The 23,566-nt window shown below is 68.3% G+C and carries 22 protein-coding genes and 1 pseudogene; 9 read left to right on the top strand and 14 right to left on the bottom strand.

Annotated features, from left to right (window positions below; translation table 11 throughout):
- Positions 1 to 271 (bottom strand): annotated as a pseudogene (locus HWW87_RS36520) (RNA-guided endonuclease TnpB family protein); the annotation flags it as partial.
- A 90-nt stretch (positions 272 to 361) separates the two neighbouring features.
- Here HWW87_RS36520 and HWW87_RS36515 point away from each other — a divergent pair.
- Entirely contained in the window at positions 362 to 1,513 is a 1,152-nt protein-coding gene (locus tag HWW87_RS36515) for a branched-chain amino acid ABC transporter substrate-binding protein (protein ID WP_175824338.1), read from the top strand.
- Positions 1,514 to 1,543: 30 nt separating this feature from the next.
- On the opposite strand, the gene HWW87_RS36510 is transcribed toward HWW87_RS36515, so the two are convergent.
- The 3 genes from HWW87_RS36510 to HWW87_RS36500 form a co-directional block, all read right to left on the bottom strand.
- Positions 1,544 to 2,464, bottom strand: coding sequence for a hypothetical protein (locus tag HWW87_RS36510; RefSeq protein WP_175824337.1), 921 nt, complete (start codon positions 2,462 to 2,464; stop codon positions 1,544 to 1,546).
- Between the two features lie 86 nt (positions 2,465 to 2,550).
- Positions 2,551 to 2,874: a TfoX/Sxy family protein gene (locus HWW87_RS36505; protein WP_174434104.1), complete on the bottom strand. Its 324-nt coding sequence runs from the start codon at positions 2,872 to 2,874 to the stop codon at positions 2,551 to 2,553.
- 56 nt (positions 2,875 to 2,930) lie between these two features.
- Entirely contained in the window at positions 2,931 to 4,667 is a 1,737-nt protein-coding gene (locus HWW87_RS36500; RefSeq protein WP_175824336.1) for a site-specific integrase, read from the bottom strand.
- A gap of 508 nt (positions 4,668 to 5,175) precedes the next feature.
- On the opposite strand from HWW87_RS36500, the gene HWW87_RS36495 reads away from it, so the two are divergent.
- Positions 5,176 to 6,357 carry a tetratricopeptide repeat protein gene (locus HWW87_RS36495; RefSeq protein ID WP_175824335.1) on the top strand — a complete coding sequence of 394 codons (1,182 nt, stop codon included), beginning with the start codon at positions 5,176 to 5,178 and terminating at the stop codon, positions 6,355 to 6,357.
- 80 nt (positions 6,358 to 6,437) lie between these two features.
- On the opposite strand, the gene HWW87_RS36490 is transcribed toward HWW87_RS36495, so the two are convergent.
- Positions 6,438 to 6,629, bottom strand: coding sequence for a DUF2964 family protein (locus HWW87_RS36490; protein ID WP_027786097.1), 192 nt, complete (start codon positions 6,627 to 6,629; stop codon positions 6,438 to 6,440).
- A 13-nt stretch (positions 6,630 to 6,642) separates the two neighbouring features.
- On the bottom strand, positions 6,643 to 7,119 hold the full coding sequence (locus HWW87_RS36485) for a universal stress protein (protein WP_175824334.1): 477 nt from the start codon (positions 7,117 to 7,119) through the stop codon (positions 6,643 to 6,645).
- A 297-nt stretch (positions 7,120 to 7,416) separates the two neighbouring features.
- On the opposite strand from HWW87_RS36485, the gene HWW87_RS36480 reads away from it, so the two are divergent.
- Together HWW87_RS36480 and HWW87_RS36475 are read left to right on the top strand one after the other, a co-directional pair.
- Positions 7,417 to 8,178: a fumarylacetoacetate hydrolase family protein gene (locus HWW87_RS36480; protein ID WP_175824333.1), complete on the top strand. Its 762-nt coding sequence runs from the start codon at positions 7,417 to 7,419 to the stop codon at positions 8,176 to 8,178.
- Positions 8,179 to 8,209: 31 nt separating this feature from the next.
- Positions 8,210 to 9,622 (top strand): 3-deoxy-D-arabino-heptulosonate 7-phosphate synthase, encoded by a 1,413-nt coding sequence (locus tag HWW87_RS36475; RefSeq protein WP_175824332.1) that lies wholly within the window; start codon positions 8,210 to 8,212, stop codon positions 9,620 to 9,622.
- Positions 9,623 to 9,664: 42 nt separating this feature from the next.
- Here the strand turns inward: HWW87_RS36475 and HWW87_RS36470 are convergent, their stop codons facing one another.
- The 3 genes from HWW87_RS36470 to HWW87_RS36460 form a co-directional block, all read right to left on the bottom strand.
- The gene (locus HWW87_RS36470) at positions 9,665 to 10,714 is read right to left on the bottom strand and encodes an AraC family transcriptional regulator (RefSeq protein ID WP_175824331.1); all 1,050 of its coding nucleotides are present in this window, start codon (positions 10,712 to 10,714) and stop codon (positions 9,665 to 9,667) included.
- Positions 10,715 to 10,862: 148 nt separating this feature from the next.
- Positions 10,863 to 11,189 (bottom strand): hypothetical protein, encoded by a 327-nt coding sequence (locus HWW87_RS36465; protein WP_175824330.1) that lies wholly within the window; start codon positions 11,187 to 11,189, stop codon positions 10,863 to 10,865.
- Positions 11,190 to 11,222: 33 nt separating this feature from the next.
- The gene (locus HWW87_RS36460) at positions 11,223 to 12,746 is read right to left on the bottom strand and encodes a hypothetical protein (RefSeq protein WP_175824329.1); all 1,524 of its coding nucleotides are present in this window, start codon (positions 12,744 to 12,746) and stop codon (positions 11,223 to 11,225) included.
- 451 nt (positions 12,747 to 13,197) lie between these two features.
- Here HWW87_RS36460 and HWW87_RS36455 point away from each other — a divergent pair, with 451 nt between their 5' ends.
- Together HWW87_RS36455 and HWW87_RS36450 are read left to right on the top strand one after the other, a co-directional pair.
- Positions 13,198 to 15,366, top strand: coding sequence for a hypothetical protein (locus tag HWW87_RS36455; protein WP_175824328.1), 2,169 nt, complete (start codon positions 13,198 to 13,200; stop codon positions 15,364 to 15,366).
- Between the two features lie 7 nt (positions 15,367 to 15,373).
- Entirely contained in the window at positions 15,374 to 16,081 is a 708-nt protein-coding gene (locus HWW87_RS36450) for a DUF3142 domain-containing protein (RefSeq protein WP_175824327.1), read from the top strand.
- Between the two features lie 56 nt (positions 16,082 to 16,137).
- Here HWW87_RS36450 and HWW87_RS36445 read toward each other — a convergent pair whose 3' ends face one another.
- The gene (locus HWW87_RS36445; RefSeq protein ID WP_175824326.1) at positions 16,138 to 16,803 is read right to left on the bottom strand and encodes a LysE family translocator; all 666 of its coding nucleotides are present in this window, start codon (positions 16,801 to 16,803) and stop codon (positions 16,138 to 16,140) included.
- 165 nt (positions 16,804 to 16,968) lie between these two features.
- Between HWW87_RS36445 and HWW87_RS36440 the strand changes: the two genes are divergently transcribed.
- Entirely contained in the window at positions 16,969 to 17,889 is a 921-nt protein-coding gene (locus HWW87_RS36440; RefSeq protein WP_175824325.1) for a LysR substrate-binding domain-containing protein, read from the top strand.
- 95 nt (positions 17,890 to 17,984) lie between these two features.
- Here HWW87_RS36440 and HWW87_RS36435 read toward each other — a convergent pair whose 3' ends face one another.
- On the bottom strand, positions 17,985 to 18,821 hold the full coding sequence (locus HWW87_RS36435; RefSeq protein WP_174434093.1) for an alpha/beta hydrolase: 837 nt from the start codon (positions 18,819 to 18,821) through the stop codon (positions 17,985 to 17,987).
- Between the two features lie 137 nt (positions 18,822 to 18,958).
- Complete coding sequence (locus tag HWW87_RS36430) at positions 18,959 to 19,792, bottom strand: oxidoreductase (RefSeq protein ID WP_175824324.1); 834 nt, start codon at positions 19,790 to 19,792, stop codon at positions 18,959 to 18,961.
- Between the two features lie 94 nt (positions 19,793 to 19,886).
- On the opposite strand from HWW87_RS36430, the gene HWW87_RS36425 reads away from it, so the two are divergent.
- Positions 19,887 to 20,858: an AraC family transcriptional regulator gene (locus HWW87_RS36425; protein ID WP_175824323.1), complete on the top strand. Its 972-nt coding sequence runs from the start codon at positions 19,887 to 19,889 to the stop codon at positions 20,856 to 20,858.
- Positions 20,859 to 21,040: 182 nt separating this feature from the next.
- Here the strand turns inward: HWW87_RS36425 and HWW87_RS36420 are convergent, their stop codons facing one another.
- Together HWW87_RS36420 and HWW87_RS36415 are read right to left on the bottom strand one after the other, a co-directional pair.
- Complete coding sequence (locus HWW87_RS36420) at positions 21,041 to 22,246, bottom strand: MFS transporter (RefSeq protein WP_175824322.1); 1,206 nt, start codon at positions 22,244 to 22,246, stop codon at positions 21,041 to 21,043.
- Positions 22,243 to 22,608 carry a RidA family protein gene (locus tag HWW87_RS36415; protein ID WP_175824321.1) on the bottom strand — a complete coding sequence of 122 codons (366 nt, stop codon included), beginning with the start codon at positions 22,606 to 22,608 and terminating at the stop codon, positions 22,243 to 22,245. The genes HWW87_RS36420 and HWW87_RS36415 overlap by 4 nt, the downstream gene beginning before the upstream one ends.
- Before the next feature lie 134 nt (positions 22,609 to 22,742).
- On the opposite strand from HWW87_RS36415, the gene HWW87_RS36410 reads away from it, so the two are divergent.
- A complete protein-coding gene (locus tag HWW87_RS36410) occupies positions 22,743 to 23,561 on the top strand; it encodes a TrmB family transcriptional regulator (RefSeq protein WP_175824320.1) in 819 nt (272 codons plus the stop codon).
- Positions 23,562 to 23,566: the final 5 nt, after the last annotated feature.

Here is a 23,566-nt window from a genome sequence, read left to right as displayed (position 1 = left end):
CGCGATAGCGCAAGTAGGGCCGACGGTGCTGACTGCGCGACTTCGCGTATTGCTCGCACGTCGCGTTGATCGTGCCGGAGTGGATGCCGAGCGCCTTGCTGCTCCCCGTCGTCAGCACGTTCAGATCGAATCCCGTCGGCCACTTCTTGCTCCACTTGAGCGCGTACTTCTGCGTGTCATTGCAGAAGTTCCAGACGTAATTCACCGCACGGCTCTGCTTGTTAAGCAGTCCGTTGAGCGACTTCACCCGGTAGCGGTAGACAAGGATCATGCCGGTGATCCTAACCCGTGGAAGAAGCTGCCTGTCAACAGCACTCCTTCCCTTCTCGCCATCAATGGCGGGGTTTCTCGGAGAAACATCATGAATCGTCGTCACTGGCTGGCATGGCTGGCCGTCTGCTCGATCGGCACGGTCGCGGCGTCCGCGCAGGCCGCGGACCCGGAAACCGTCAAGATCGGCTTCGCCGGCCCGCTGACGGGGCCGGTCGCGCGCGTCGGCAAGGATCTGCAATACGGCGCGCAACTCGCCCTCGACGAGGAAAACGCGAAGCATCCGACCATCGGCGGCAAACCGGTACGCTTCGTGCTCGACGTACAGGACGACCAGGCCGATCCGCGCATCGCGATCCAGGTCGCGCAGAAGCTCGTCGACGACGGCGTGGTCGGCGTGATCGGCCACTATAACTCCGGCTGCAGCATTCCGGCGTCGGCCGTCTACAAGCAGGCGAACGTCGCGATGATCACGCCCGGCTCGACCAATCCGCAACTGACGATGCAGGGCTTCAAGAACGTGTTCCGCACGATGGGACACGACGGCGTCGGCGGCGTGGTGGCCGGCCGCTTCGCGGTCGAGCAGCTGAAGGCGAAGCGGATCGGCATCATCGACGATCGCACCGCATTCGGCCAGGGTCTGGCCGACGCGTTCGAGAAGGGCGTGAAGGACGCGCACGGCAACATCGTCGGCCGCGAATACACGAACGACAAGGCCGTCGATTTCCGCGGCATCCTGACGACGATGAAGAGCAACAACATCGACCTGCTGTTCTTCGGCGGGCTCGACGAACAGGGTGCGATGCTCGTCAAGCAGATGCGCTCGCTCGGCATCCGCGCGCAACTGTTCGGCGCCGGCGCATTGAAAAGCAACGCCTTTCTGAAGATCGCCGGCAACGCGGGCGACGGCACGCAGGATCTGGAGCCCGGCCCCGCGCTCGACAAGCTGCCGTCGGCCGTCGCGTTCGCGCAGCGCTACAAGGCGCGCTTCAACCAGGACGTCGAGCTGTATGCGCCGTTCGCGTACGACGCCGCGCTCGCGATGATCGCGGCGGTCCGCAAGGCCGACTCGCTCGATCGCGGCAAGATCGTCGCGAGCCTGCCCGGCGTGTCGGTCACCGGCGTGACCGGCAAGATCTCGTTCGACGAGCGCGGCGACCTGATCAAGCCGCCGTACACGCTGTTCCGCGTCGAACAGGGGCAGTGGCACAGCATTCGCACGGTCGGCGGCGCGTCGAACTGAGCGACGCCGAGCGGCGGGCGACAGGCGGCGTCATCGCGCCGCCTGCTGCCGCTGCACCTCCTGCTCTTTCATCTGCAAATACGCGCCCCGCTCCACTTCATGCAGTTGCTGCGGATACTGCTCGGTCGCGTCGAACCAGCGCGCGAGGCGCTGGTCGAGCGGCTTGTCGAGCGTCGCGAGATACGCGTCGATCGCGAGGTAGTAGCGCATCGTGTTGCGCTCCAGCAGCCCGCGCACGCCGCCGATGTACTGCGGCTGGCCGGCCGAAGCGGCGCCGACGGTCGTGAACCCGACCTTGTCGCTGCCAGCCGTCGCGAGGTAGGTCTTCATCGCCATCCGGCCGACCGTACCGAAACCATACGAATACGTGAGATGCAGGAACGTGCGCGACGCGCCGACCGGCACGGCCTCGAGCGCGATCCGGTAATCCCGGGTGCCCATCGGGCCACTGTCGGCGGTCAGGTCGACCTGGAAATAGTCGGGCGTCGCGGCCGCGACGCGATAGCGGAACTGCACGCGATAGGTGTCCGACAGCTTTTGCTGGATCTTGCGGCCGAGGTTCACGTCGAGCACCGGGCCGTTGTCGCCGCCCGACGCGTGACAGTACTTCGTGTTCAGGTGCAGGATCAGCACCGCGCACCAGTTCGCGGGGCCTTGCGCAGGATCGTTGAGCTGGCCGTTCACCACCGCGAACGGATAATCGACGACCGCATAGATGTCGCCCTTCAGCGACGACGACGCTTCAGACGATTCGAGCACCACCGGCCGGTGAAACGCGTTGTCCTTCAGTTGCGCGCCGAGGCTGCGGTAGCGGTCGAGCAGCGCGGCCGCGCCGTTCGCGCCCTCCGCGCCGAACGACAGCGCGCTCCAGCCCACACACAGGGTCACGACGAGCGCGTGCCAGGCGCGGCGCGCCAGCCGCGTGCCGCGCGAAGCTCCGGATGTCTCCATGTTGTTACTCCCTGGCGCACGATGGTCGCGCGCATGTGTCACAGAATACGCCTGCCCGCTGCGTGGCGCGGCAGGCGGCGCCATCGCTAACGGCTGCGCTTCACCGGCAGCGGCAGTTGCGCGGCGGTGATCCGGATCAGCGCGGACAGCCATTCGCGATCGTCCCAGCGATCGCCGGCGATGACGAGATGCGGCTTCGCGCTCGGATACGGCGGGGCTTCGTCACACGCGCCGAGATACGCGCGGCCTTCGGGCGTCGGCTTGACGAACAGCCGGTCGTCGCAGACGAGCGCGACCATCCTGCCGTCGCAATAGATGCCGTATTCGCCGAACATCTTGCGCGCCGATACCGTACCGGCCGCCGCGATCTGCTCGACGATGAAATCGACCGTGCTCTGGCTCGATGCCATACGAATCTCCGGGACCGAAACATCGTCTGACCTGCGTCGATGCCGCGCCGTTCAACTCATTTGTCGATACCGAACGCACTCGACATCTGCCGCGCCCGCTTCACGTCGTCGCCATGCAGATAGATCGACGTCGTCGAGATCGACGCATGCCGCAGGTTGTCGCGCACCGTCGTCAGCTCCGCGCCGCGCGCCAGCGCGTGCGTCGCATGCGTATGCCGCATCCAGTGCGGGCTCGCCTGGCGCAGCTTGTGCGCGAGCGCCGGATGGTCGGCTTCGACGGCATCGGCCGTCTGCGCGAAGAAACGCTGCATCACCTTCCACAGCCGCACGCTCGTGATCGCGGCCGCGTCGTCTTCGGCGAGGCTCGGAATCAGCGGCGTATCGGGCCGCCAGCGCGCCGGCGTGACCGGCAGCCGGCGCGCGACCAGATAGCGATCGAGCGCCGTGCGCGCGAGCGGCGGCAGCGCGACGCGGGCGGCCTTGCTGCCCTTGCCGATCACCTTCAGCCACGCGTCGCCGTGCGCGTCCGTCTCGATGTCGCCGAGCGTCGCGCCGACCAGTTCGCTCGCGCGCAGCCCGGTCGCATAGCCGAAATCGAGAATGAAGCGCAGCCGTTGCGCGGCGGCCGGCGTCCAGCCCGACTGCGGCGCCCCCTTGATCGAGTGCTTCTGGAATTCGAGCCCGTCGGCGATCGTGCGAACCAGCAGCCACTCGCCTTCGGTAAACGCATGCGACGTATCGAGCGCGGCCGTGCCGCGCGTGTCGCGCACCTTCACGCCGGCGAACGGATTCGCGAGCAGATAGCGCTGCTCGATCAGCCAGCGGAACAGCGCGCCGAGCACCGACAGCGTGTACGCGGCCGACCGCGCGGACAGCGCGCCCGAGAACGGCCGCCAGTCGGGCGCGCCACGCGGCCGCACGGGCCCGACCCAGCGTTCGTGCGGCGTCGGGCGCCGGATGAACGCGCGATACGCGAGCGCATCCTCGGTCGTCAGCGACGACAGCGCGCGGCCGCGCTCGACGATCGCCCACAGGATCAGCCGCTCGGCCTCCTTCCGGTACGCGCGCCGCGTCGCGGCCGATTCATGCAGCGACAGCCACGCGTGCACGGCCGCGTAATCGTTGTCCGCGTCGAGCGTGCTGGTCGCGCGCGGCGCGCGGAACGTGCCGGCCGAGCCGTCGACTTCGTGCGGCAGCTTCAATTGCTCCCACGGCACGATGCTGCCGCGCGGCGTCGCGGCAATCAGCGCGCGCGCCCGTTCGGTCAGGTCCGGATGCGCGGCGAAGAACGCCTCGATGCGCCGCGCGCTGGCCATGCCGAGACCCGCGATCGCGCGCCACCACTGGCGCCGGCGCGGAATCCGCACGGTCAGGTCGGCAAGCGTCGCGATTCCGTGCGCACGCAGTGCCACGGCCACGCGCGCCGGCAGCCACAGGCCGACGTCGTCGCTGATCTGCGGGACCGGCGCGCGCGCATGACGCAGCTGGCCGATCGCGTCGGTTGCGGCCTTCGCCTCCCGTAAACGCTCACCGTCGGAATGACCGAGCCGTTCCGCGAGATCGGGGCGGCCGACCTGCCGCGCGACGCGCACGAGGCGCTGGCGAATCGCGCCGATCACGCCGCGCGCCGACCGCCCGTCGCCGAGCCGGTCGGGCAGGTAGCGCTCGACGGCCTGGCGCACGGTCATGCCCGCGTACCACGCGCGCAGTGCGGCCAGTTCGTCGGCGTCGGGAAAACCTGCGGGCGCAGGCGCGGAATCGGGGGAAAGCGGTGCAGTGAGGCGCGGTTTCATGGGCGCCAGTTTGACAGAAGCGCGCGTGGCCGGATACGTCGTGTTCGACCTTCCGACGGGACGATGCGCTGGCGCGATGCCGAACCCTCCGGGCATCGCGCCAGCGCATCGGATCGATCGAAAGGATGTCGGCCCGTGACGACACCCAGGTTGTCCGCGAAATCGTCTGCAACGTACTTGAAGGTCGACGCCATCCCGAGCACAAACACCGCGCCGAGCACGAAGGTCAGCGCGCGCCGCGCCCGCCCGCTACAACGAAACCGGACAGCGAAAGCGCGCACCGCGCGGCCTGTTATGCTGCGCACTGCATTCCTGACTCGCCCGCCCGCGCCGTCCACGCAGCACGCCGGCGCATGCGGGGTTCGCATTGATTTGCACGGGATGATCCGACGTATCCGATCGGGATTCGCAAACCGGCGCCTGTCGTTTATTAAAAGCCGTGCGATTCGTTCCGTGCATTTCCGGCCGTCGAACAATAAAAACCTCTACCGATAAGAACTGGAATTTCATGACATCCCGACTTCTCGCCGCGCTCGTTGCCGCGGCCTTGAGCTGCATTACCCTGCCCGCCGCCCACGCACGTACCTACGTCGCGCCAACGGCGTCGTTCGGCAAAGGGGCTTACGTTCATCAATTCGTGCTGCGCGACCCGGCCACGCAACAGCCGCTGCCGAACGCGCGCTATCGGCTGTTCCTGCCCGGCCAGGTAATCGCGGGGCTGCCCGTCAAGCCGGATCAGCACGACAGCGTGATTTTCGGCACGACGGACGCGGCCGGCCGCACGGCCAGGATCCGCCTGCCGAAATTGCATCCTCAGAAGCAATGGGTGTTCAACGCGATCGTCGGCGACGGCGACCTGGGCGAATCGTTCCGGCTGGTCGACCCGGGCGGCACGGCGACGCTCGGCCACGTCCCGTACGTGCTGGACGTGAACAACGAATATCTGGCGTGCGGCTATTCGGATGCGAACGGCTACACCTACTACGCGCAGTCGCGCACGCCGAGGAACGTCGATCGCTACGTCGGCACGCTGGCCGGCTCCGCCGATACCGACTGGTGCGCGGGCCCGGGCCTGACCATCGCGAACAGCACGAACGCCCCCGGCGCACCGGACCTGTATACGCAGTACCTCGGCACGCTGGTCGCCAACGGCGACCGGATCAGCAGCGAATTGCGGCGGCAGATCGTCGCCAAGCTGCTGTCGCTCGCGATCGCCGAACGCGACGCGAGCCGCGTGGCCGCCGTGCTCGATCTCGACAGGATTCCCGACGATCGCCTGAACGATATCGGCTATCGACTCGCCGATGCGGGCGTCGAGGTCGACCGTGGGCTCGCGATGATCGACGCGCATCTCGCGCAATCGCCGGACGATCCGTATGCGCTCGACAGCAAGGGCTGGGCGCTGTATCGCCTCGGCCGCAACGACGAAGCGCTCGCGTGGTTCGACCGCTCGATCGCGATCTTCGCGAAGAAAGACGGCGACGGCGACGCGCGCGAAGCCCGTGCGACCGGGTTGGCGCACAAGGGCGAAGTGCTGTGGAAGCTGGGGCGCCAGGATGAAGCGCGCGATGCGTTCGCGCAGGCAGGGAAGCTTCAGCCGACGAACGACGAACTGGCGGAAACGTTGAAGCGGCTGATGATTCATATCGGGCAGGACGGCACGAAGGCACCGGCGACGACCAGCGACTAGGCGAACTCGCGGCGGGGCAACGACTGTCGCCGGTCGTCGCGAAACCGTGGCCGGACGTGCGCCGCCGCCTCGCCCATGGGTCACTCCTCGCCTTTCGGCCCCGGGTTCAGCATCACGACGAAGCCGGCCACGCCGACGATCAACGCGAGGGCGCCGCCGCGCAGCGCCGTCGCGGCATCGAACAGCAGGCCCGTCACGACGGCCATCATCCCGGCGAGCGACACGAACACGGCGATCGCCGCGACGACGATCCGGTACTGGCGGCGTATCATCGCGCGCGCCGCGTCATGCCGCGGCCGCGGCGGCCGGCGCGTCGGCGTCGCCGCGAATCAGCAGCACCGGGCACTTCGCGCCGCGCACGAAACGCTCGGCGACGCTGCCGAGCAGCACGCGCCGGATGCCGCGCCGCCCGTGCGTACCGACCACCGCGAGATCGATCCCGCGTTCCTTCACGTAGCGTTGCAGGCGTTCCGCGATGTCTTCGCCGATGCTCTCGGTCTCGACCAGTTCGGCTTCGCCCTTCGCGCCGGCCAGCGCGATGATCTGTTCGGCTTCGCGCAGCACCTTGCGCCCGTCGTCTCGGATTTCCTCGACGAGCGCGTGCGGATCGAGACGGCCGGCATACGTGAACAGCACCGACTTGTCGACCACGTACACGACGCTGACGTGCGTGTCGCCCGCCAGCGCCACCTTCACTGCCTCGGCCAGCGCCTGTCTCGACGACGCGCTGCCGTCGACGGCCACCATGATCTTCTCGTACATGCGAACCTCGCTGGGGTGAGTTGCCGCGCGCACTGTCGCGCACGGCCATGTCTCCATCATCGGCCCACGGCGGGTTTGAATATTGACGGCGGTCAAGCCCGGCGGCGACCGCACATGCGGCAAAACGGCGCGACGGGAAGGGGAAAGCTTGCGTTGTCGGCAAGGCCGCGAACCGGGCCGGCAATGCGTGCGCCGATGCGCTTTCGAGCGGCCATCGCGCCGAAGGCGCTATCATCGACTATGCGACTTTCGTCCGGCCCTTTTTTGCCGGTCCCACTTTCAACTCGCTCAACCGACATGACAACGACTACCGAACGCGTGGACGGCGCCGCCCAGCATCTCGTCGCCGCCCGCCATGCCGGCTCGCCCGGCCCGCTGTTGCCCGATGCACTGCGCCCCGACGACATCGACACCGCGCTCGCGATCCAGCAGCGCGTGGCCGACCTGCTCGGCGAACCCGTCGGCGGATGGAAATGTGCGCTGCCGCCGCCCGATCGCGTGATCCTCGCGCCGATCTTCGCGTCGACGATCCGCGAAGCCGATGCGCCGTACCGCGTCGTCGGCGGGCCGATCGTGCGGATCGAACCGGAAATCGCGTTCGTGCTCGATCGCGACCTGTCCGCGCGCGAGCAGCCGTATGACGAAGGCGACGTGCGCGCGGCGATCCGCGAAGTGCGCATCGTGCTCGAAGTGCTCGGCTGCCGCTATGCGGAGCCGGCGCGCGCGTCGAAGTTCGAGCTGCTGGCCGACGGGCAATTCAACCAGGGGCTGTGCGTCGGCCCGGTCGTGCCCGACGGATTGAACCTGCCGCTCGCGACGCTGGCGCTGTCGTTCGAAGGCGCGCTGAACCGCACGATCGACGGCCGCCATCCGGACGGCGATCCGCTGAAGCCGCTGGTGTGGCTCGTCAATTTCCTCGCGTCGCGCGGCGATGCGGTGCGCGCCGGCCAGATCGTGACGACCGGCTCGTATGCGGGCGCGATCGACGTGCCGCTCGGCGATGTGCTGACGGTGCGCTTCGGCGAGCTTGGCAGCCTGTCGGTGACGTTGACCGCGTGACGGGTCAGGTCGCTTTCACGCCCAATCCGCCATGTCGCTGACACCGCTGCCCGCCCTGCTCGACGCCACCCTGCGCACGGTCGCGCGCCGTTACCGGCTGCCGCCGCTCGACCGCGCGTCGTCGCTGACCGACGCGACGAACCCGGCCACGGCCCTGGCGATCGTGATCGAGGAAGCGCGCCGGATGCGGGCGGACGGCCACGCTCCCGGCGCCGACTTGCGGCAGCGCTTCATCGATGCGCTCGCACGGATGATCCGCGACGCGATGAATCCGTCATCCGGCGATCCGTCGTTCCAGGCCTCGGTGCTGCGTCACGATGCGCCGAACGTGCGCGAATACGCATCGCTGTCCGCGCACGCCGAGCAGGACCGGCGCGCGCTCCACTCGGCCGTCAATGCGATCGCGCACCCGGCCAAGCTCGAGCGCAGCGCACAGGCCTGGCAACGCGACGGCCTCGCGCGCCTGCATGCGGCCGCGACCGCGACGTCCTGGGCCGAGCTGCATGCCGCGCTCGCGCAACTGCTCGCGCTGCCCGAGATGGCGATCGACGAAGCGTTCGAGCAGGACATCGTCAAGCTCAAGGACAGCCCCGCGCTCGAACGCATGCTGCGGCTCGATGCACTGGCCGCGGACGAGGACGTCCGTCGCTACCGCGCGCTGTGGGTCCGCCAGGGTCCGCTCGTCGGCAGCACGGTCGCCGTCGCGCAGGGCGCCGCGTCCCAGCAGCGCGGCGCGGCCGTCGAGGCGCTGGCGGCGCAGGCGCTCGACGCACTGGCGCGCAGGCTCGACGCGGTGGACGAGCAGCGCACCTACCGCGTGGTCACGTCGATGCGCGTGCCTTCGTCGATCCCGGGCCGGCACGACCGCGCGAAAACCGAATGGGACGCGATCCTGCTCGAACGCGCGCGCGGCAGCGACCCGGCGCCCGCGTGGAACGTGCGCTTCCTCGTCGAAGCGAAGGCCTCCGCGGATGCCGCGACGACCGATCTGCCGCGGCTGCTGCGCGGCCTGAGCCTGCTCGCGCAGGCGGCGCCCGACACGGTCTATGCATTCGAGACGCATCAGGGCACGGTGCGCGTGCATGGCGCATCGCTGCACGCATTGACGACCGACGAAGCGGCGCTGCCCCGCGAAGTGCTGTATTGCTGCGACGCGTCCGCGGACGCGACGCCGCGCCTGCTGGGCGCCGCGAGCCGGATGCAGTTGCTGTCCGCGCAAGCGAGCCTCGAATACGCGAGTGCGCTCGCGCAGCGGTCGGATGCCGATCCGGACGGCCTCGGCGTCATCTGGCACGCGCTGCTCACCCTGCCGCAATGGCAGGCCGTGCTGCATCAGTACCCGTCGTTGCGGCAGGTCCGCGAACTGATGGTGGCCATCGACGACTTGCGCGCCGCGCTCGACGAGATGGACGACGGAGGCATCGCCAGCAGCGTGTGCGCGTGATGCGCGATCACGACCGGCGCGCGACGCCCACGTGCTGCCCGCTCAGTTGGTGAGCACCCCGAACGGCAGCGTCCATCCCGCCAGCCGGCCGCCGTCGCCCCAGCGCGCATCGGTTGCACCGCACGGCAGCAGGATCGGCGCGGCCGCGCACTCGAGTGTCTCCTTCGGCGTGTGGCCGAATTCCGCCTTGAACAGCCGGTGGAAATACTTCTCGTCGGGAAAGCCGTGCGCCCACGCGATTTCCGCGATGCGCTGATGCCGGCGCTGCGGATCGCCGAGCACGTGATACGCGTGACGCAAGCGCCGGCGCGTGATCTGCCGCATCACGCCGCCCTCTTCCTTGAACAACTGATAGAGCCGCGCCCGCGACACGCCGATGTCGCGGCAGATCCGGTCGGGCGTGAGGTCCGGCTCCAGCAGATGCACGTCGATGTAGCGACGCACGCGGTCGACCAGCGCATGGTCGATCGGGCCGCGTGCGTCGTTCAACGCCTGCGCGGTCGGCGACACCGCCGCGGCCAGCAGCAACAGCATCGATTGAACGATGCTCGGCACGTCCTGCATGCGCAGATTCGGCAGGTTCCGGAACAGCGACAGCATCTGGTCGGCGACCAGCCGGCCCACGCCGCTCGTCAGCGTCTGGCCGTGCGCCTGGGCCGCATGGCCCGGCAGCAGGTATCGGGGCACGACGAGGCTGATCACGTCGCCGGCCTCGACCTTGCAGTCGTTGATCTGCGCGACGTCGTAGACGAACAGGTCGCCGGCGCCCTTGATCAACGCGGGCCCGCCGGTATGGCTCGCGAGCCGGCCGCCGAGCAGCAGCGTGAAGCGGATCGAATCCTGCCCGTCGAGCCGGATCCGCCGCGGCGTGCGGTGAACCGTATAGGTCGGCGCGCGCGAGTGCCAGTGCCGGCCCGACAAGATCAGCGGGCCGAGCGCCGCGCCGCTGGCCTCCGCGTCGCACGCGCCGTGGCTCCCGTCGTCGAGCCGGTAGTCGCACAGCATGTCCTTGACCCAGACGTGGAACCGGTCCGGCTCGGGGTAGTCGATCGTGCGGAACGTGAAAACAGGGACAAATGCAGCTTGATCCATGACAGTTTTTTATCGAACCGGCGGGACAGGAAAGAATCGGTTCGTCGATTATCGGACCAAATTGCGCCGGCGCAAGGCCCACGCGGTGCATCGTCCCCCGAAGCGGTCGACCGACGCCCGGCGGCGGGCGTCGTCGTCATCGCGGCCATCAGCGTTGCGGATGGCATTCCCAGTTGTTGTACGTCGGCCGATCGATCGGCGTGAGCCCCGGAATCATGAACACCGTACAGCCGAAACGCCGCCCCTTGCCGGTCGTCGCGTCGTAACTCACCTTCTGGCCGCCCAGCCCGTCCTTCTTCCCGTACTGGACGTTGGCGATCGTGATCTCGTCCGACGACGCGAGCCCGAGCGTCTTCGCGGTCGACGTCTGGACGTCGACCATGTTCATCTGCGTCGTGCCGCATGCGGCCAGCACGAGGCCGGCGACCGTGACGCCCAGCGCGGTCCGGACGGTGCAATGCAAGGTTTGCTTCATGGTTTCTCCTTCGATTTCCCCGATGCGAGGCGCTTACGTGCCCGGCGTATAAAAGCTGGCCTGTACCTGGCTGCCGATCGTCGCGACATACGATTGCCAGAGCAACGCCATCGCCCCCGTCGCGTTGACGGCCAGCGCGGGCCACGACGCGCTCTGCGGCGCCACCGTCGACGCGCTCCACGCACCCTTCCGGTAGCTGGCCGCGATGACGGCCGACGCACCCGGCAAACCGGTGTCCTGCCACGCAGCCGTCACGTTGCCGCCGGCGTCGACCACGAGCGGCGGGTACTGGTTTGCCGCGCCGTTCAGGTGTTCCGTCAGCCGCTGCAACGGCCCCCAGTTGCCGCTGGCATCGGACACGCTCACCTGCAGCGCCGCGCCGCCTTCCGCCCACATCGCGGCAGCCACGCCGTTTTCGTTGACGGCCAGCATCGGCGTCGCGATGAAACCGGTCGGCTCGACGATCGCGGGCGCCACGGGTTGCGACGGCTGCCACCCGGTGCCGGACACATAGCGTTGCGACATCGTGGCGGTGGTGAGCTTCCCGCCCGTCACGTCGAGCTGCCCCCAGAGCAGCGTGATGTTGCCCTTCGCGTCCATGCCGGCCACCGGCGAGATGATCGTCGTGAACAGGCTCGTGTTCGACACCGCCTGGTTGACGTCGGTCCAGCCGTTGGCGGCGTCGTACGTGGCCGTCCACAGCGCCGAGTGCGTATGGTTGGTCTGCCGCCACGCGAGCACGGCGCGGCCGGACGACAGGACCGAGATCATCGGCCCCACGTTGTCGGTGTCGCCGGTGACCGCGCCCGGCCCGGTCTGCACCGGCATCTGGATCAGCGCCGTCGGCGACCACTGTCCGGCCTGCGTGTAGCGCGTCCACGCGATACGCGTATCGAGCAGGCTGATCGACTGCGACCACGCGACGAGCGCGTTGCCCTGGCCGTCGATCCCGGCCGTATAGGTCGACCCCGTCACGTCCGGCGCCACTTCGAACGCCGCGCCCCAGCCGCCGGCCGGGGTGTACGGGCGCGCCCACAGCGCATACGTGTTCGGGCCCGGCATCCATTCGGTCCAGAACGCGACGGCCTGCCCGCTCGCGTTGCCGACCACTCGCGACGGGCTCGAGCTCGTCGTGTTCATCGAATGCGAGCCGTCGCCCGTATCGAGCCGCGTCGCGGTTCCCCAGCCGGAGCCCGCGGCATAGCGCGCGCCCCACATCTCGTTGCCGTTCGCGCCGGTCGGCCCGTTGGTCATCCAGGTGGCGAGCGCATTGCCGCTCGCGTCGATCGTCACGCTGGGGGCACCCTCCGGCCCCTTGCCGTCCACCGCGGCGGCCGTCGACCAGCCGGCCTGCGGCTGCGTGGCGCCGCCGTCTGTCGGGCCACCGTTCGACCCGCCGCTCGCCCCGCCGCCGCCCGACGTCGAGCCGGACGGCGAGCCGGGATTGTTCGGCGTAGACGACGATGACGACGCGCCGCCGTTCGTCGCGACATCGTCGCCGCCGCACGCGGTCAGCGCGAGCGCGGCCGCCATGACCATCCATGTAATGGGTTTCATTGGACTCCTCTTGTTTTCATTTGCCGGCGCACTCTCGTCTGCCGTTGGCCGATACGACGTATCGTTTCGTCCTTAAAATTGTTAAGTAATGCTATTGAACAGGCATGGAAACCGGCATCTGTTCGCGTCCCTTTCATGATCGATTCCGTCGCGCGGATCGACGCGAACGCCGCTTTCGGCAGACCTCCCCCGTCGTGCAGCGCGGCCCCCGTCAGGTCGTCTATCGTCGGACGTCCGCCACTGCCGGCTGCATCTTAATTCAAGCGATCCGGATTCAAGGTGGCGTTGCGTCCACACTGAGTGGATTTCCATTTCACGGGGGCCTACCCTCGGCGCGGCTGGCAGGCCGGTACCATGCCGGCCATGACGCCCCGTGAGGTACGATACGCGCCGGGGCAAGGCGCCCCCTGAGAGAACCGGCCGTCGCGGCCACCCACCCAGCACAAGAAAAATGCGAAGAAACCCGACGCTGCACCGAAACCTGTTCGCCGCGCTGGCGGCCAGCCTGCTCTGGATGCCCGCCGCCCATGCGAGCGGAGACGACGGCTGCTACGTGCCGAACACGCTCCGGCAGACTTCATATTCGTGCGGCAACGTGCCGATGCTGACGCCCGCCAACGACACGCGCATCAATGCGATGCTGATGATGGTCGACAGCGGCAAGGTCGCGCAGGTGTTTCCGGACCCGAAGACCATCCCGGCGAAAGAGCGGATCAACCAGATCGTCGTGCCGTTCCCGATGGATTTCTCCGGATGGATCTACATCGGCCAGAAGGAGCCCGACAAGACCGGCGGCGCAGCCGATGCCGATGCGTCGTCGAACCGGTACGCGGACGGCGAAGGCAGCATCTGCCGCAGCATGAGCGCGGGCGCGGACGCGTTCAACGACGCACTGGGCGGCGCCGGCGGCCTGCCCGCCGACGAAGCCGCGCGCCTGCGTGCGGCGCGCGCCGACATCGCGCAGAAGACCTGTGCCGCGGGCGGCGCCAGCGCCGCGTGGACGAAGCCGCCGGTCAAGTCGCCGCTCGGCCAGCAGTTCGCCGCGTACCTCGACGGCACGAACGCGTTCTACCGCGCCGACTTCCTCACCGCGACCCGCGCCTTCGCGAACGCATCGCACAGCGCGGACCCGTGGCTGAAGGAAACCGGCCTCTACATGGCCGGGCGCGCGCAGTTGAACGCCGCGCAAGCCAACGTATTCGACAACGACAGCCCGACGCCGACGCGCGCGCGCGTGACGAAGGTGTCGCTCGACGCGGCGAACACGGTGTTCCGGACCTACCTGAAGGTGTATCCGAAGGGGCGCTATGCGGTGTCCGCGACCGGGCTGTTGCGACGTGTCGCGTGGCTCGGCGGGAACGTCACGCAGCAGGCCGACCTGTACGGCCACGCGCTCGCGCGCTGGTCGCCGGCGACGTCGAACGTGCCGCTGATGCAGCTGGCGAACGAACTCGACAGCAAGCTGCTGTTCGGCTCGGCATTCGACGCAAGCCAGATCCAGTCGCCGACCGTGCTCGCCACCGTCGACCTGCTGCGCATGCGCGCGTCGGACAGCAGCGATGCAAGCCGCAAGCCGATGACGCTCGACGAGCTGCAGGCGCAGAAGCCGCGCTTCGCGAACGCGCCCGCGCTCTACGACTACCTGCTCGCGACCTGGTACGTGCAGATCGGGCGCAAGCCGGACGCCGCCCTCGACCTGCTGCCGCCAACGCCCGCCACGCCGCTCGACTACTTCGGGCTGAGCCAGCAGGCGCTGCGCGGGTTCGCGCTGGAGGACAGCGGCCAGAACGACAAGGCCCGCCAGCTGTGGCGCGACCTGATCCCGCTCGCGACATTCCGCTTTCAGCGCGAAATGCTGGAACTCGCGCTCGCGATCAACCTGGAGCAGGCCGGGCTCGTCAACGACGCCTTTGCCGACGATTCGCTCGTGCAGAACGCCGCGATCCGCGCGGTGCTGCTGCAGCGCGCGGCCAATGCCGACCTGCTGCGCGCGCAGGCGCAAAACCAGGCAACCGGCAGCGCGCTGCGCGACACCGCGCTGTACACGTTGCTGTACAAGGAACTCACGCGTTCGCACTACGCGGACTTCCTCGCCGATACCGCGCTGGTGCCCGGCGCGCCCGCCGATCCGTTGAAACCGTTCGTCGCAGCCGGCGCGAAAAACGAAGACGGCTACATGTGCCTGTCGGCGCGCGACATCGCCGCGACGCTGCAGCAGAATCCCGCCGATCCGAAAGGACTGAACTGCCTCGCCGATTTCGTGCGCCGTCATCCGCCCGCGTCCGGCCTCGAAATCGATCCCGTGCCGCCGTGGGTCCGCAACGCGTCGAGCACGGCCGCCACGCGCGTGCCGCCGACGCTCGGCGCGGCGCCGTCGCAGTTCGCGGGCAAGCCGTACGAGCGGATGTCGAGCTACGTGACGGTGATGGCCGATACGCAGGCGAATCCGAACGACCGCGCGTACGCGTTCTATCGCGCGATCAAGTGCTACGCGCCGGGCGGCTCCAATGAATGCGGCGGCAAGGAGGTGTCGAAGAGCACGCGCAAGCGCTGGTTCGACACGCTGAAGACCGCCTATCCGGACAGCCCGTGGGCGCAGAAGCTGCGCTACTACTGGTAAGCGCCGCTTGAAGCGCATCGCGTGCATCGCGCTCCTGCTGGCCGCGCGCGTCGCGCTGGCCGGCACCGTCGACGCCGCGCGCTACGACGCGTTCTGGCTGTGGGCGGGCGTGAAGCCGCAGGCGGTCGTGCACGGCGCGCGCGCCGTCTACGTGCTGCAAGGTCAGATCGAGGCGTCGCCGCGGGACGAGTCGCAGGTGCGCGTGATCGCGCAGGGCGTCGCGCTGCCACCCGCGCCCGACGCGCGCGTGTGGCTCGTCTATCGTGCGCATACGCTGCGCTGGACGCCGCGCGTCACGCAGATCATGCTCGCGCAGCTCGCACGCTGGCGGGCGTCGGGCCGCACGATCGCCGGCATCCAGATCGACTTCGATGCCGGTACGCGCCACCTGCAGGATTACCTCGCGTTCCTGCGCACGCTGCGCGAGACCTTGCCCGCCGATTGCCGGCTGAGCATCACGGGGCTGCTCGACTGGAGCAGCCGCATCGATACCGACCAGGTCAACCAGCTCAAGGGAATCGTCGACGAGGTGGTCGTGCAGACCTACCAGGGCCGCAGCACGATTCCCGACTATGCGGCCTATCTGCCGCGCGTCGCGCGGCTGCAACTGCCGTTTCGCATCGGCGTGATCCAGGGCGGCGAGTGGGACGCGCCGCCGTATCTCGCAGCGAATCCGTGGTTCCGCGGCTACGTCGTGTTCCTGCGCAACGACTAGCGGGTTAGCGGGCGCAACCGCGGCGCCAATGAAGCGTGACGTCAATCGCCGATGCGCTACGCGGCGCCCGCGAGCGTGCTGCCGAGCCCGGCGAGCGCAATCGCGAGCAGTGCAAGCGCCGACGATGCCACGACCCATCGCTGCTTCCGATGAATCGCCGGATGGTTGATCGCGGCCATGTAGCCGGTCAGGATCGTGAAATCGACCGCGATCCACAACGCGGCGAGGATCGCGAGGCTCACGCGCGAATCGGGCGTGATGGCGACGAACTGCGGAAAGAACGCGACGAAGAACAGCAGGTCCTTCGGATTCGCGATGCCGACGAGGAAGCCGCGCACGACGCCGGGCAAACCGCGCGGCTGCGGCACGGGTTCCCCCGCCGCCGGTCCCGCCGCCACCGTGCCGTCGCCACCCCGCGCGCGGCCGGCGCGCCATTCGCCGAGCAGCGTCCGGATGGCGAGCACCGCGATGAACAGGCACCCCGCGACATGCAGCCCGGCGAGCAGGCGAGCGCTGACCATCACGACGCCGAACACCATCAGCATCGCGCCCGCGATCATCACGAGGCTCGCGGCATTCGCGCCCACCGCGGTCAGCACGCCCTGACGGAACCCGCGCCGCGCGACCGTACCCGTCACGAGCATGACGACCGGGCCGGGCGTCGCGATGAGCAGCACGATCGCGGCCAGATAGGCGAACAGCAGCGGGTAATGGAGCGTCATGATAAAAAGTTGATCGATGAGTCGAGAGGCGCACCCGTCACGGTGGCATCATGAAGGCCCGACGTGGCGAAAAACGCGGCTGCAAGCAGTATCACGCGCCCGGACGGTCGATCGAAAACGGAAAATCCTGTCTGATGACATGAGTTTTATTCATACTCGAAACCCATGAAGGCCAAACCGCTTCCCCCTGTCTATGCGCTGCGCGCGTTCGAGAGCGCCGCGCGCACCGGCTCGTTCACGCTGGCCGCCGACGAACTGAGCCTGACGCAAAGCGCGGTCAGCAAGCACGTGAAGACCCTGGAGGCCTACTTCGGCCGGAAGCTGTTCGTCCGGCACGGGCCGAGGATGACCGTGACGGCGGAAGCCCACATCTTCGCGGCCGGCCTCAGGCGCGGGTTCCGGCAGGTCGAGGAAGCATGCATGCTGTTCCGCACGCAACGCGACGTGCTGCGGCTCAAGGCGCCGTCCACGCTCACGATGCGCTGGCTGCTCGACGCACTGGCCGCCTTTCGCGGCACGCGGCCGGCGTTCGAGGTGCAGATCGCGAGCGTGTGGATGGATGTCGATACCGTCGATTTTTTCAGCGAATCCTACGATTGCGCAATCCTGCTCGGCGCAGGCAAGTTCGGCGAAAGCACGCATTGCGTGAAGCTGTTCGACGAATGGCTGATTCCGGTGTGCTCGCGGGCAACCGCCACGGTCGCGCGCGCGAATCCCGCCGCGTGCGAGCTGATCCACCCGTCACCCGACCGGCGCGACTGGCGCCGCTGGCTCAACGGCAGCGGTCACGATCTGAATGTGGACATCACGCGCGGGCAGGTGTTCGACATGCTCGAACAGGGCATCGCGGCGGCCATCGCCGGCCACGGCCTGTCGATCGGCGACCTCGCGCTGTGTGCGACGGCGATCGACGAGAAGCAGCTCGTGCTGCCGTTCAAGACGGCCGTCAGCACCGGCGATGCGTACTACCTCGTGTGGCCGGAAGACTCCGCCAAGGCCGCGCAGGTGCGCGAACTGCATGCGTTCCTCGCCGGCCGGATGCCGCGCCTCGCGCATCCGGGGGTTCGCTTCATCGATTTGGGGTGATGCAGGCGGAGGGCGATCCGCCTTCTTTACGCGTTGCCGGATCGCCCGCCTTCGATCACGGCGCCGCCCGCCGCAGCGGGCCAGCGCCGCCACCGTCATGACCGCACGAACGCGAGCAGGTCGGCGTTGAGCACGTCCGCATTGACCGTCAGCATTCCGTGCGAATAGCCCGGATAGGTCTTCAGCGTGCCGTTCTTCAGCAGCTTGATCGACTTCAGCGCGGCATCCGCGATCGGCACGATCTGGTCGTCTTCGCCATGCAGCACGAGCGTGGGGACGGAGATCGACTTCAGGTCGTCGGTCTGGTCCGTTTCCGAAAACGCCTTGATGCCGTCGTAATGCGCTTTCGCGCTGCCTTCCATCCCCTGTCGCCACCAGTTCCGGATCACGCCCTGGTGCACGGTTGCACCCTCGCGGTTGAACCCGTAGAACGGGCCGCTCGGCACGTCGAGGAAGAACTGCGCGCGATTGTCGGCGAGCGCTTTCCGGAAGCCGTCGAACACCTCGAGCGGCAAACCTTCGGGGTTCGATTCGGTTTTCAGCATCAGCGGCGGCACCGCGCTGACCAGCACGGCCTTCGCGACGCGGCCGGCCGGCTCGCCGTGCTTCGCGACGTAGCGCGCCACTTCGCCGCCGCCGGTCGAGTGACCGATATGCACCGCATTGCGCAGGTCAAGCGCCTCGACGACCGCGAACGCATCGGCTGCGTAATGATCCATGTCGTGGCCGTCCCAGACCTGCGCCGAGCGGCCATGGCCGCGCCGGTCGTGCGCGATCACGCGATAGCCGTTCTGGACGAAGAACAGCAGCTGCGCATCCCAGTCGTCGCTGGACAGCGGCCAGCCGTGGTGGAACATGACGGGCTGCGCGTCTTTCGGACCCCAATCCTTGTAGAAAATCTCGACGTTATCCTTCGTGGTGACGTATGGCATCGCGATGCTCCTGTGAGGTGGACGAACGTGGCGAACGGGCCGATTGCCATTATCGGCCGTTATTGTGAAACCGCGATGCCATCGTGCGACGCAACGGCCGATCATCCACCGCCGGAAAACGAACGACGCCGCGCGCGTCAGCCGTCCGTCGACACCGTCACGGCTTCCCACGCGCGGATTTCGTCGTCCAGCGCCGCCAACTTGTTCCGCACGAGCCGCAGCGCGTCGCTGCCCAGCAGCAGATGCGCGGGCGGATGGTCTGCCGCCATCACGGCGAGCATCGCCCGCGCGGCCTTCGCGGGGTCGCCCAGCTGCTTGCCGCTTTTCTCCTCGCGCGCGCGGCGGATCGGGTCGAACAGCGCGTCGTAGTCGGCAATCGAGCGCGGCGTGCGCGCCATCGAGCGGCCGGCCCAGTCGGTGCGGAACGAACCCGGCGCCACGGCCGTCACCGCGATGCCGAACGGCTCGAGCTCCTTGCCGAGCGTTTCGGAAATGCCTTCCAGCGCGAACTTGCTGCCGCAGTAGTACGCGATGCCCGGCATCGTGATGTGACCGCCCATCGACGTGATGTTCAGGATGCGGCCGCGCCGGCGCTCGCGCATGAACGGCACGACGGCCTTCATCATCGCGACCGCGCCGAATACGTTCACGTCGAACTGCCGGCGCATCTCGTCGAGCGGCGCCTCCTCCATGATCCCTTCGTGCCCGTAACCCGCGTTGTTCACCAGCACGTCGACGGGCCCGACGTTCGCCTCGAGGTCCGCGACGACGCCGTCGATGCGGTCGAAATCGGTCACGTCGAGCACGCGCGCGACGGCCGCCTGCGCGGACAGCGCTTCGAAGTCGCGCGCCGCCTGCGCGCTGCGCACCGTACCGGCCACCGTGTGACCGGCGGCCAGCGCCTCCTGGGCCAGCGCGCGGCCGAAACCGCTGCTGACGCCGGTAATGAGCATGATGTTGCCGGATGCCATCTGAGCTTCTCCCGAATGTCGATTGAAGCATGCATACTAGTCTGACGAACTGCGCCGAATAAGCCAGATTCCGCTGATTTTCTTGCACAAAACTATGAGCACCGTGCCAACCTCATCCCGACCTCCAGCGCTATCGCCGCGCGAACGAAAGCGCCTGGTGACGCTGCTGCGCACACTGGCGCCCGACGAAGGCTACAACCTGACGGCGCTGCCGAGCGTGCGCATCCTGCGCTCGAACCGCGCGCTGTCGCGCACGCCGGTGCTGTACGACCCGGGCATCGTGATCGTGTGCCAGGGATCGAAGCGCGGCTACTTCGGCGGCGAGCGCTATCTGTACGACGAGCACCATTACCTGGCCGTCTCCGTGCCCGTCCCGTTCAGCATGGAAACCGACGCCACGCCCGAGCGCCCGCTGCTCGCGCTGTACCTGCACCTCGATTTCACGCTGGCCGCCGAACTCGCCGCGCAGATCGACCGCGCCGGCCTCGCGGAAACCGTGCAGGCGCCGAAGAGCATGATGTCGACGCCGATGGACGAAGCGATGCACGCGTCGGTGCTGCGTTTCGTCGACGCGATGCAGCGGCCGCTCGACGCCGCGGTGCTCGGCCCGGCGCTGCTTCGTGAGCTGTATTTCCGTGTGCTGACCGGCGCGCAGGGTGATGCGATGCGCAGCGCACTGGCGATGCGCGGGCAATTCGGCCGGATCGGGCGCGCATTGCGCGTGATCCACGCCGATTACGCGCAGCCGCTCGACGTGTCGCAACTGGCCGACGCAGCCGGCATGAGCGTGCCGAGCTTTCACAGTCACTTCAAGGCGATCACGCAGGTGTCGCCGATGCAGTACCTGAAGTCGACGCGCCTGCATCAGGCGCGGTTATTGATGGTGCGCCAGGACCTGACGGCGGAGGCGGCCGGCTACGCGGTCGGCTATACGAGCCCGTCGCAGTTCAGCCGGGAATTCAAACGCCTGTTCGGCCTGACGCCGGCGAAGGAAACGCAGCGCATGCGCGCGAGCTTCGCGATTCCGCAAGCGTTCGACGATGCGGTGTTCGTGTCGTCGCATTGAGGTGTGCCGGAACCCGCAAGCGCGGGGCGACACCGAACCCGACATGGATTGCATGGGCACAGCGCCGCTGTGAACCGCTGAGCCGAATACGTCGACCGGCTCGCCGGCGACGAATCGGAGAAACCCGATGATGCATGAAAAATGCCCATCCGGCCGATGGCGCTCGCCGGTCCCGCACACGCTCAACCGGCGGACGCCGTTTCGCCTGCGGCAGCGGCCCTCGCGCGTGCGGCCCCGACCCACCCGGCCAGCGTCACCGCACCCGCCGCGACGAGCATCATCGCGCCCCACCCGATCCGTTCGACGAGCATGCCTGCCGCCACGGCGCCGCCCGCGCCGGCCGCGTAGTACAACGTCAGGTACGCGGCGTTCAACGCACCGGCCCGCGCCGGCTGAATCGCCACGACACGGGCCTGGTTCGCGACCTGGGCGGCGAAACAACCGGCATCGAACAAGGCCAGCCCGACGCCCAGCCAGCCCGGATGACCCAGCGCAACGCCAAGCAGCAACGTGGAAAGCGCAGCCACGGCGAGTCCGCCACCGATCACGGCACGATCGCCGAAGCGATCCGTGAGCTTGCCCGCCACCCGCGTCACGCCCAGGCCGAGCACGCCGGCGAGACTATATGCGCCGATCGCGGCCGCCCCCATGTTGTACGGCGGCGCGGCCAGCCGGATCGCCAATCCCACCCACACCAGATTGAACGCGAAGAACCACAGCATGCCGGCGTAGGTGCGGCGCCTCAATGCGGCGCTGTCGCGCAACAACCGCGGAATCGCACCGATCGTGGACGCGTGGCCGGAACGCCCTTCGGGGCGACCGCCGGGCAACAGCACGCCGCTGCCGACGGCCGCCAGCGCCACGCAGCCGGCCAATGCGAGCAGCGCGCCCCGCCATCCGCACCATTGCGACAACGCACCGCCGACGAAACGGCTCAGCAAAATGCCGGCGGAAATGCCTGCGGAAACCACACCCATCGCCCCGCCGCGCCGATGCGGATCCGCGTGCTTGCCGACCACCGCGCTGCATTGCGCCGCGACCGTCGTGGCCGCCCCCACCAGGACAAAGCAGGCGTCGAGCGCGAGCGGCGCCGACGACAGCGACGCGCCCGCGAGCAACATCGCGAGCACGCCCATTTGCGCCGGAATGAGCGTGCGCGGACCGAACCGGTCGACCAGCGGCACCAGCAGCGCCAGGCCGGCCAGATAGCCGAGCATCGTCACGGACGCGAGGGTCGCCATCCGCGCTGCCGGCACGCCGAAGTCGCCGGCAATCGCCGACAACGACGGCTGCAGCGCATAGCCGTTGGCGATCGCGACGCCCGCCGCGACCGCAAGCATCGCGATCGCGGTACGGGACAGGGATGCGGGCGGGCCGGCGACCGTCATGCGGCGGTCCGGACCGCAATCGCCTCGACCTCGACCCGGATCTCCGGATCGACGAACGGCAACGCATGGACTAGCGAGAACGCCGGCCGGATATCGCCGTATATCTCGCCGTGCGCACGTGCCGCGTCTTCCCAATGGTCGAAATCGGCGACCACCAGCCGGCTCTGGACGACATCCGACAGCGCGAATCCGCTGTCCGCGAGGACCTTGCCGAGCGTCGCCAGCGCATCGCGGGTCTGCGCATACACGTCGTCGCCTTTGCCGGCCGTCCCCGACACGTAGATCGTGTCGTCGACGACCACTGCACGCGAATAGCCCACCTTGGGCTCCCACGGGGAGCCGGTACTGATTCGTTGACGCATCTTGATGATCCTCTTCGGTAAAGTTCGTAAATCTCGCTTACTACTTCGGTAGTAAACGAGATCGATTCTATACTACTCCGGTAGTTAATCAAGCACCCCCGTGATGCGCATCACGGCCATTCGAGTCCATCCACATGAACGACAACGCGGAACTGATCACGTCATTGATCCGGCTTGGCTTTACGCAATACGAGGCGCAGGCGTACGCCGCACTCGTCGGGCAAGCCGCGCTGACGGGTGCCGAAGTCGGCCGGCGCGCCGGCATGCCGCCATCGAAGGTCTACGAGACCCTCGGCCGCCTGGAGGCGCGCGGCGCGGTGCTCGTCAACCGCTCCGAACCGGTCCGCTATGCAGCCGTGCCGCACCGGTCGCTGCTGGAAGAATTGCGTACGCGCTTCAACGCGGATCTCGAACTGGCCGCGGGCGCGCTCGACCGGCTGCCGGTGCGGCAGGAGCCGGGGCTGGTCTGGTCATTGAGCGGACGCGACGCGATCGTCAGCGCGTTCGCGCGCGTGATCGACCATGCGAAAACGGAGATCTTCGCGGGCGTCTGGGACGAGGAAATCGACGATCTCGGGCCGCTGCTCGAAGCGGCCGCGGCGCGCGGTGTCGATACGCACGTGGCGATCTACGGCAACCGCACGCTCAACGGCCCGCGCCACTACGACATGGCCAAATGCGGCGCCAGCGCGAGACTTCGGCTCTCGGGGCGGCGGCTGGCCGTCGCGGTCGCGGACAACGCCGAGGCAGTGGTGGCGGAATTCGGCGACCAGTCGCCCGACCACGCGACGCTGACGACCAATCCGGTCATCGCGCTGCTCGCGGTCGAGTACATCAAGGCCGACGTGAGCGGCCGCGTCTTGATCGACGCGATGAGTCCGGCGGAATACCGGAAGGTCCTGAAGCATCCCGACATGCAGGCGATGCTTGCGCCGCTCGACAAGCAGAGCTGACCCAC

This window comes from Burkholderia sp. BCC0419, from assembly GCF_902830285.1.
Classification (GTDB): domain Bacteria; phylum Pseudomonadota; class Gammaproteobacteria; order Burkholderiales; family Burkholderiaceae; genus Burkholderia.
This window is presented reverse-complemented; position numbering and strand designations above follow the sequence as displayed.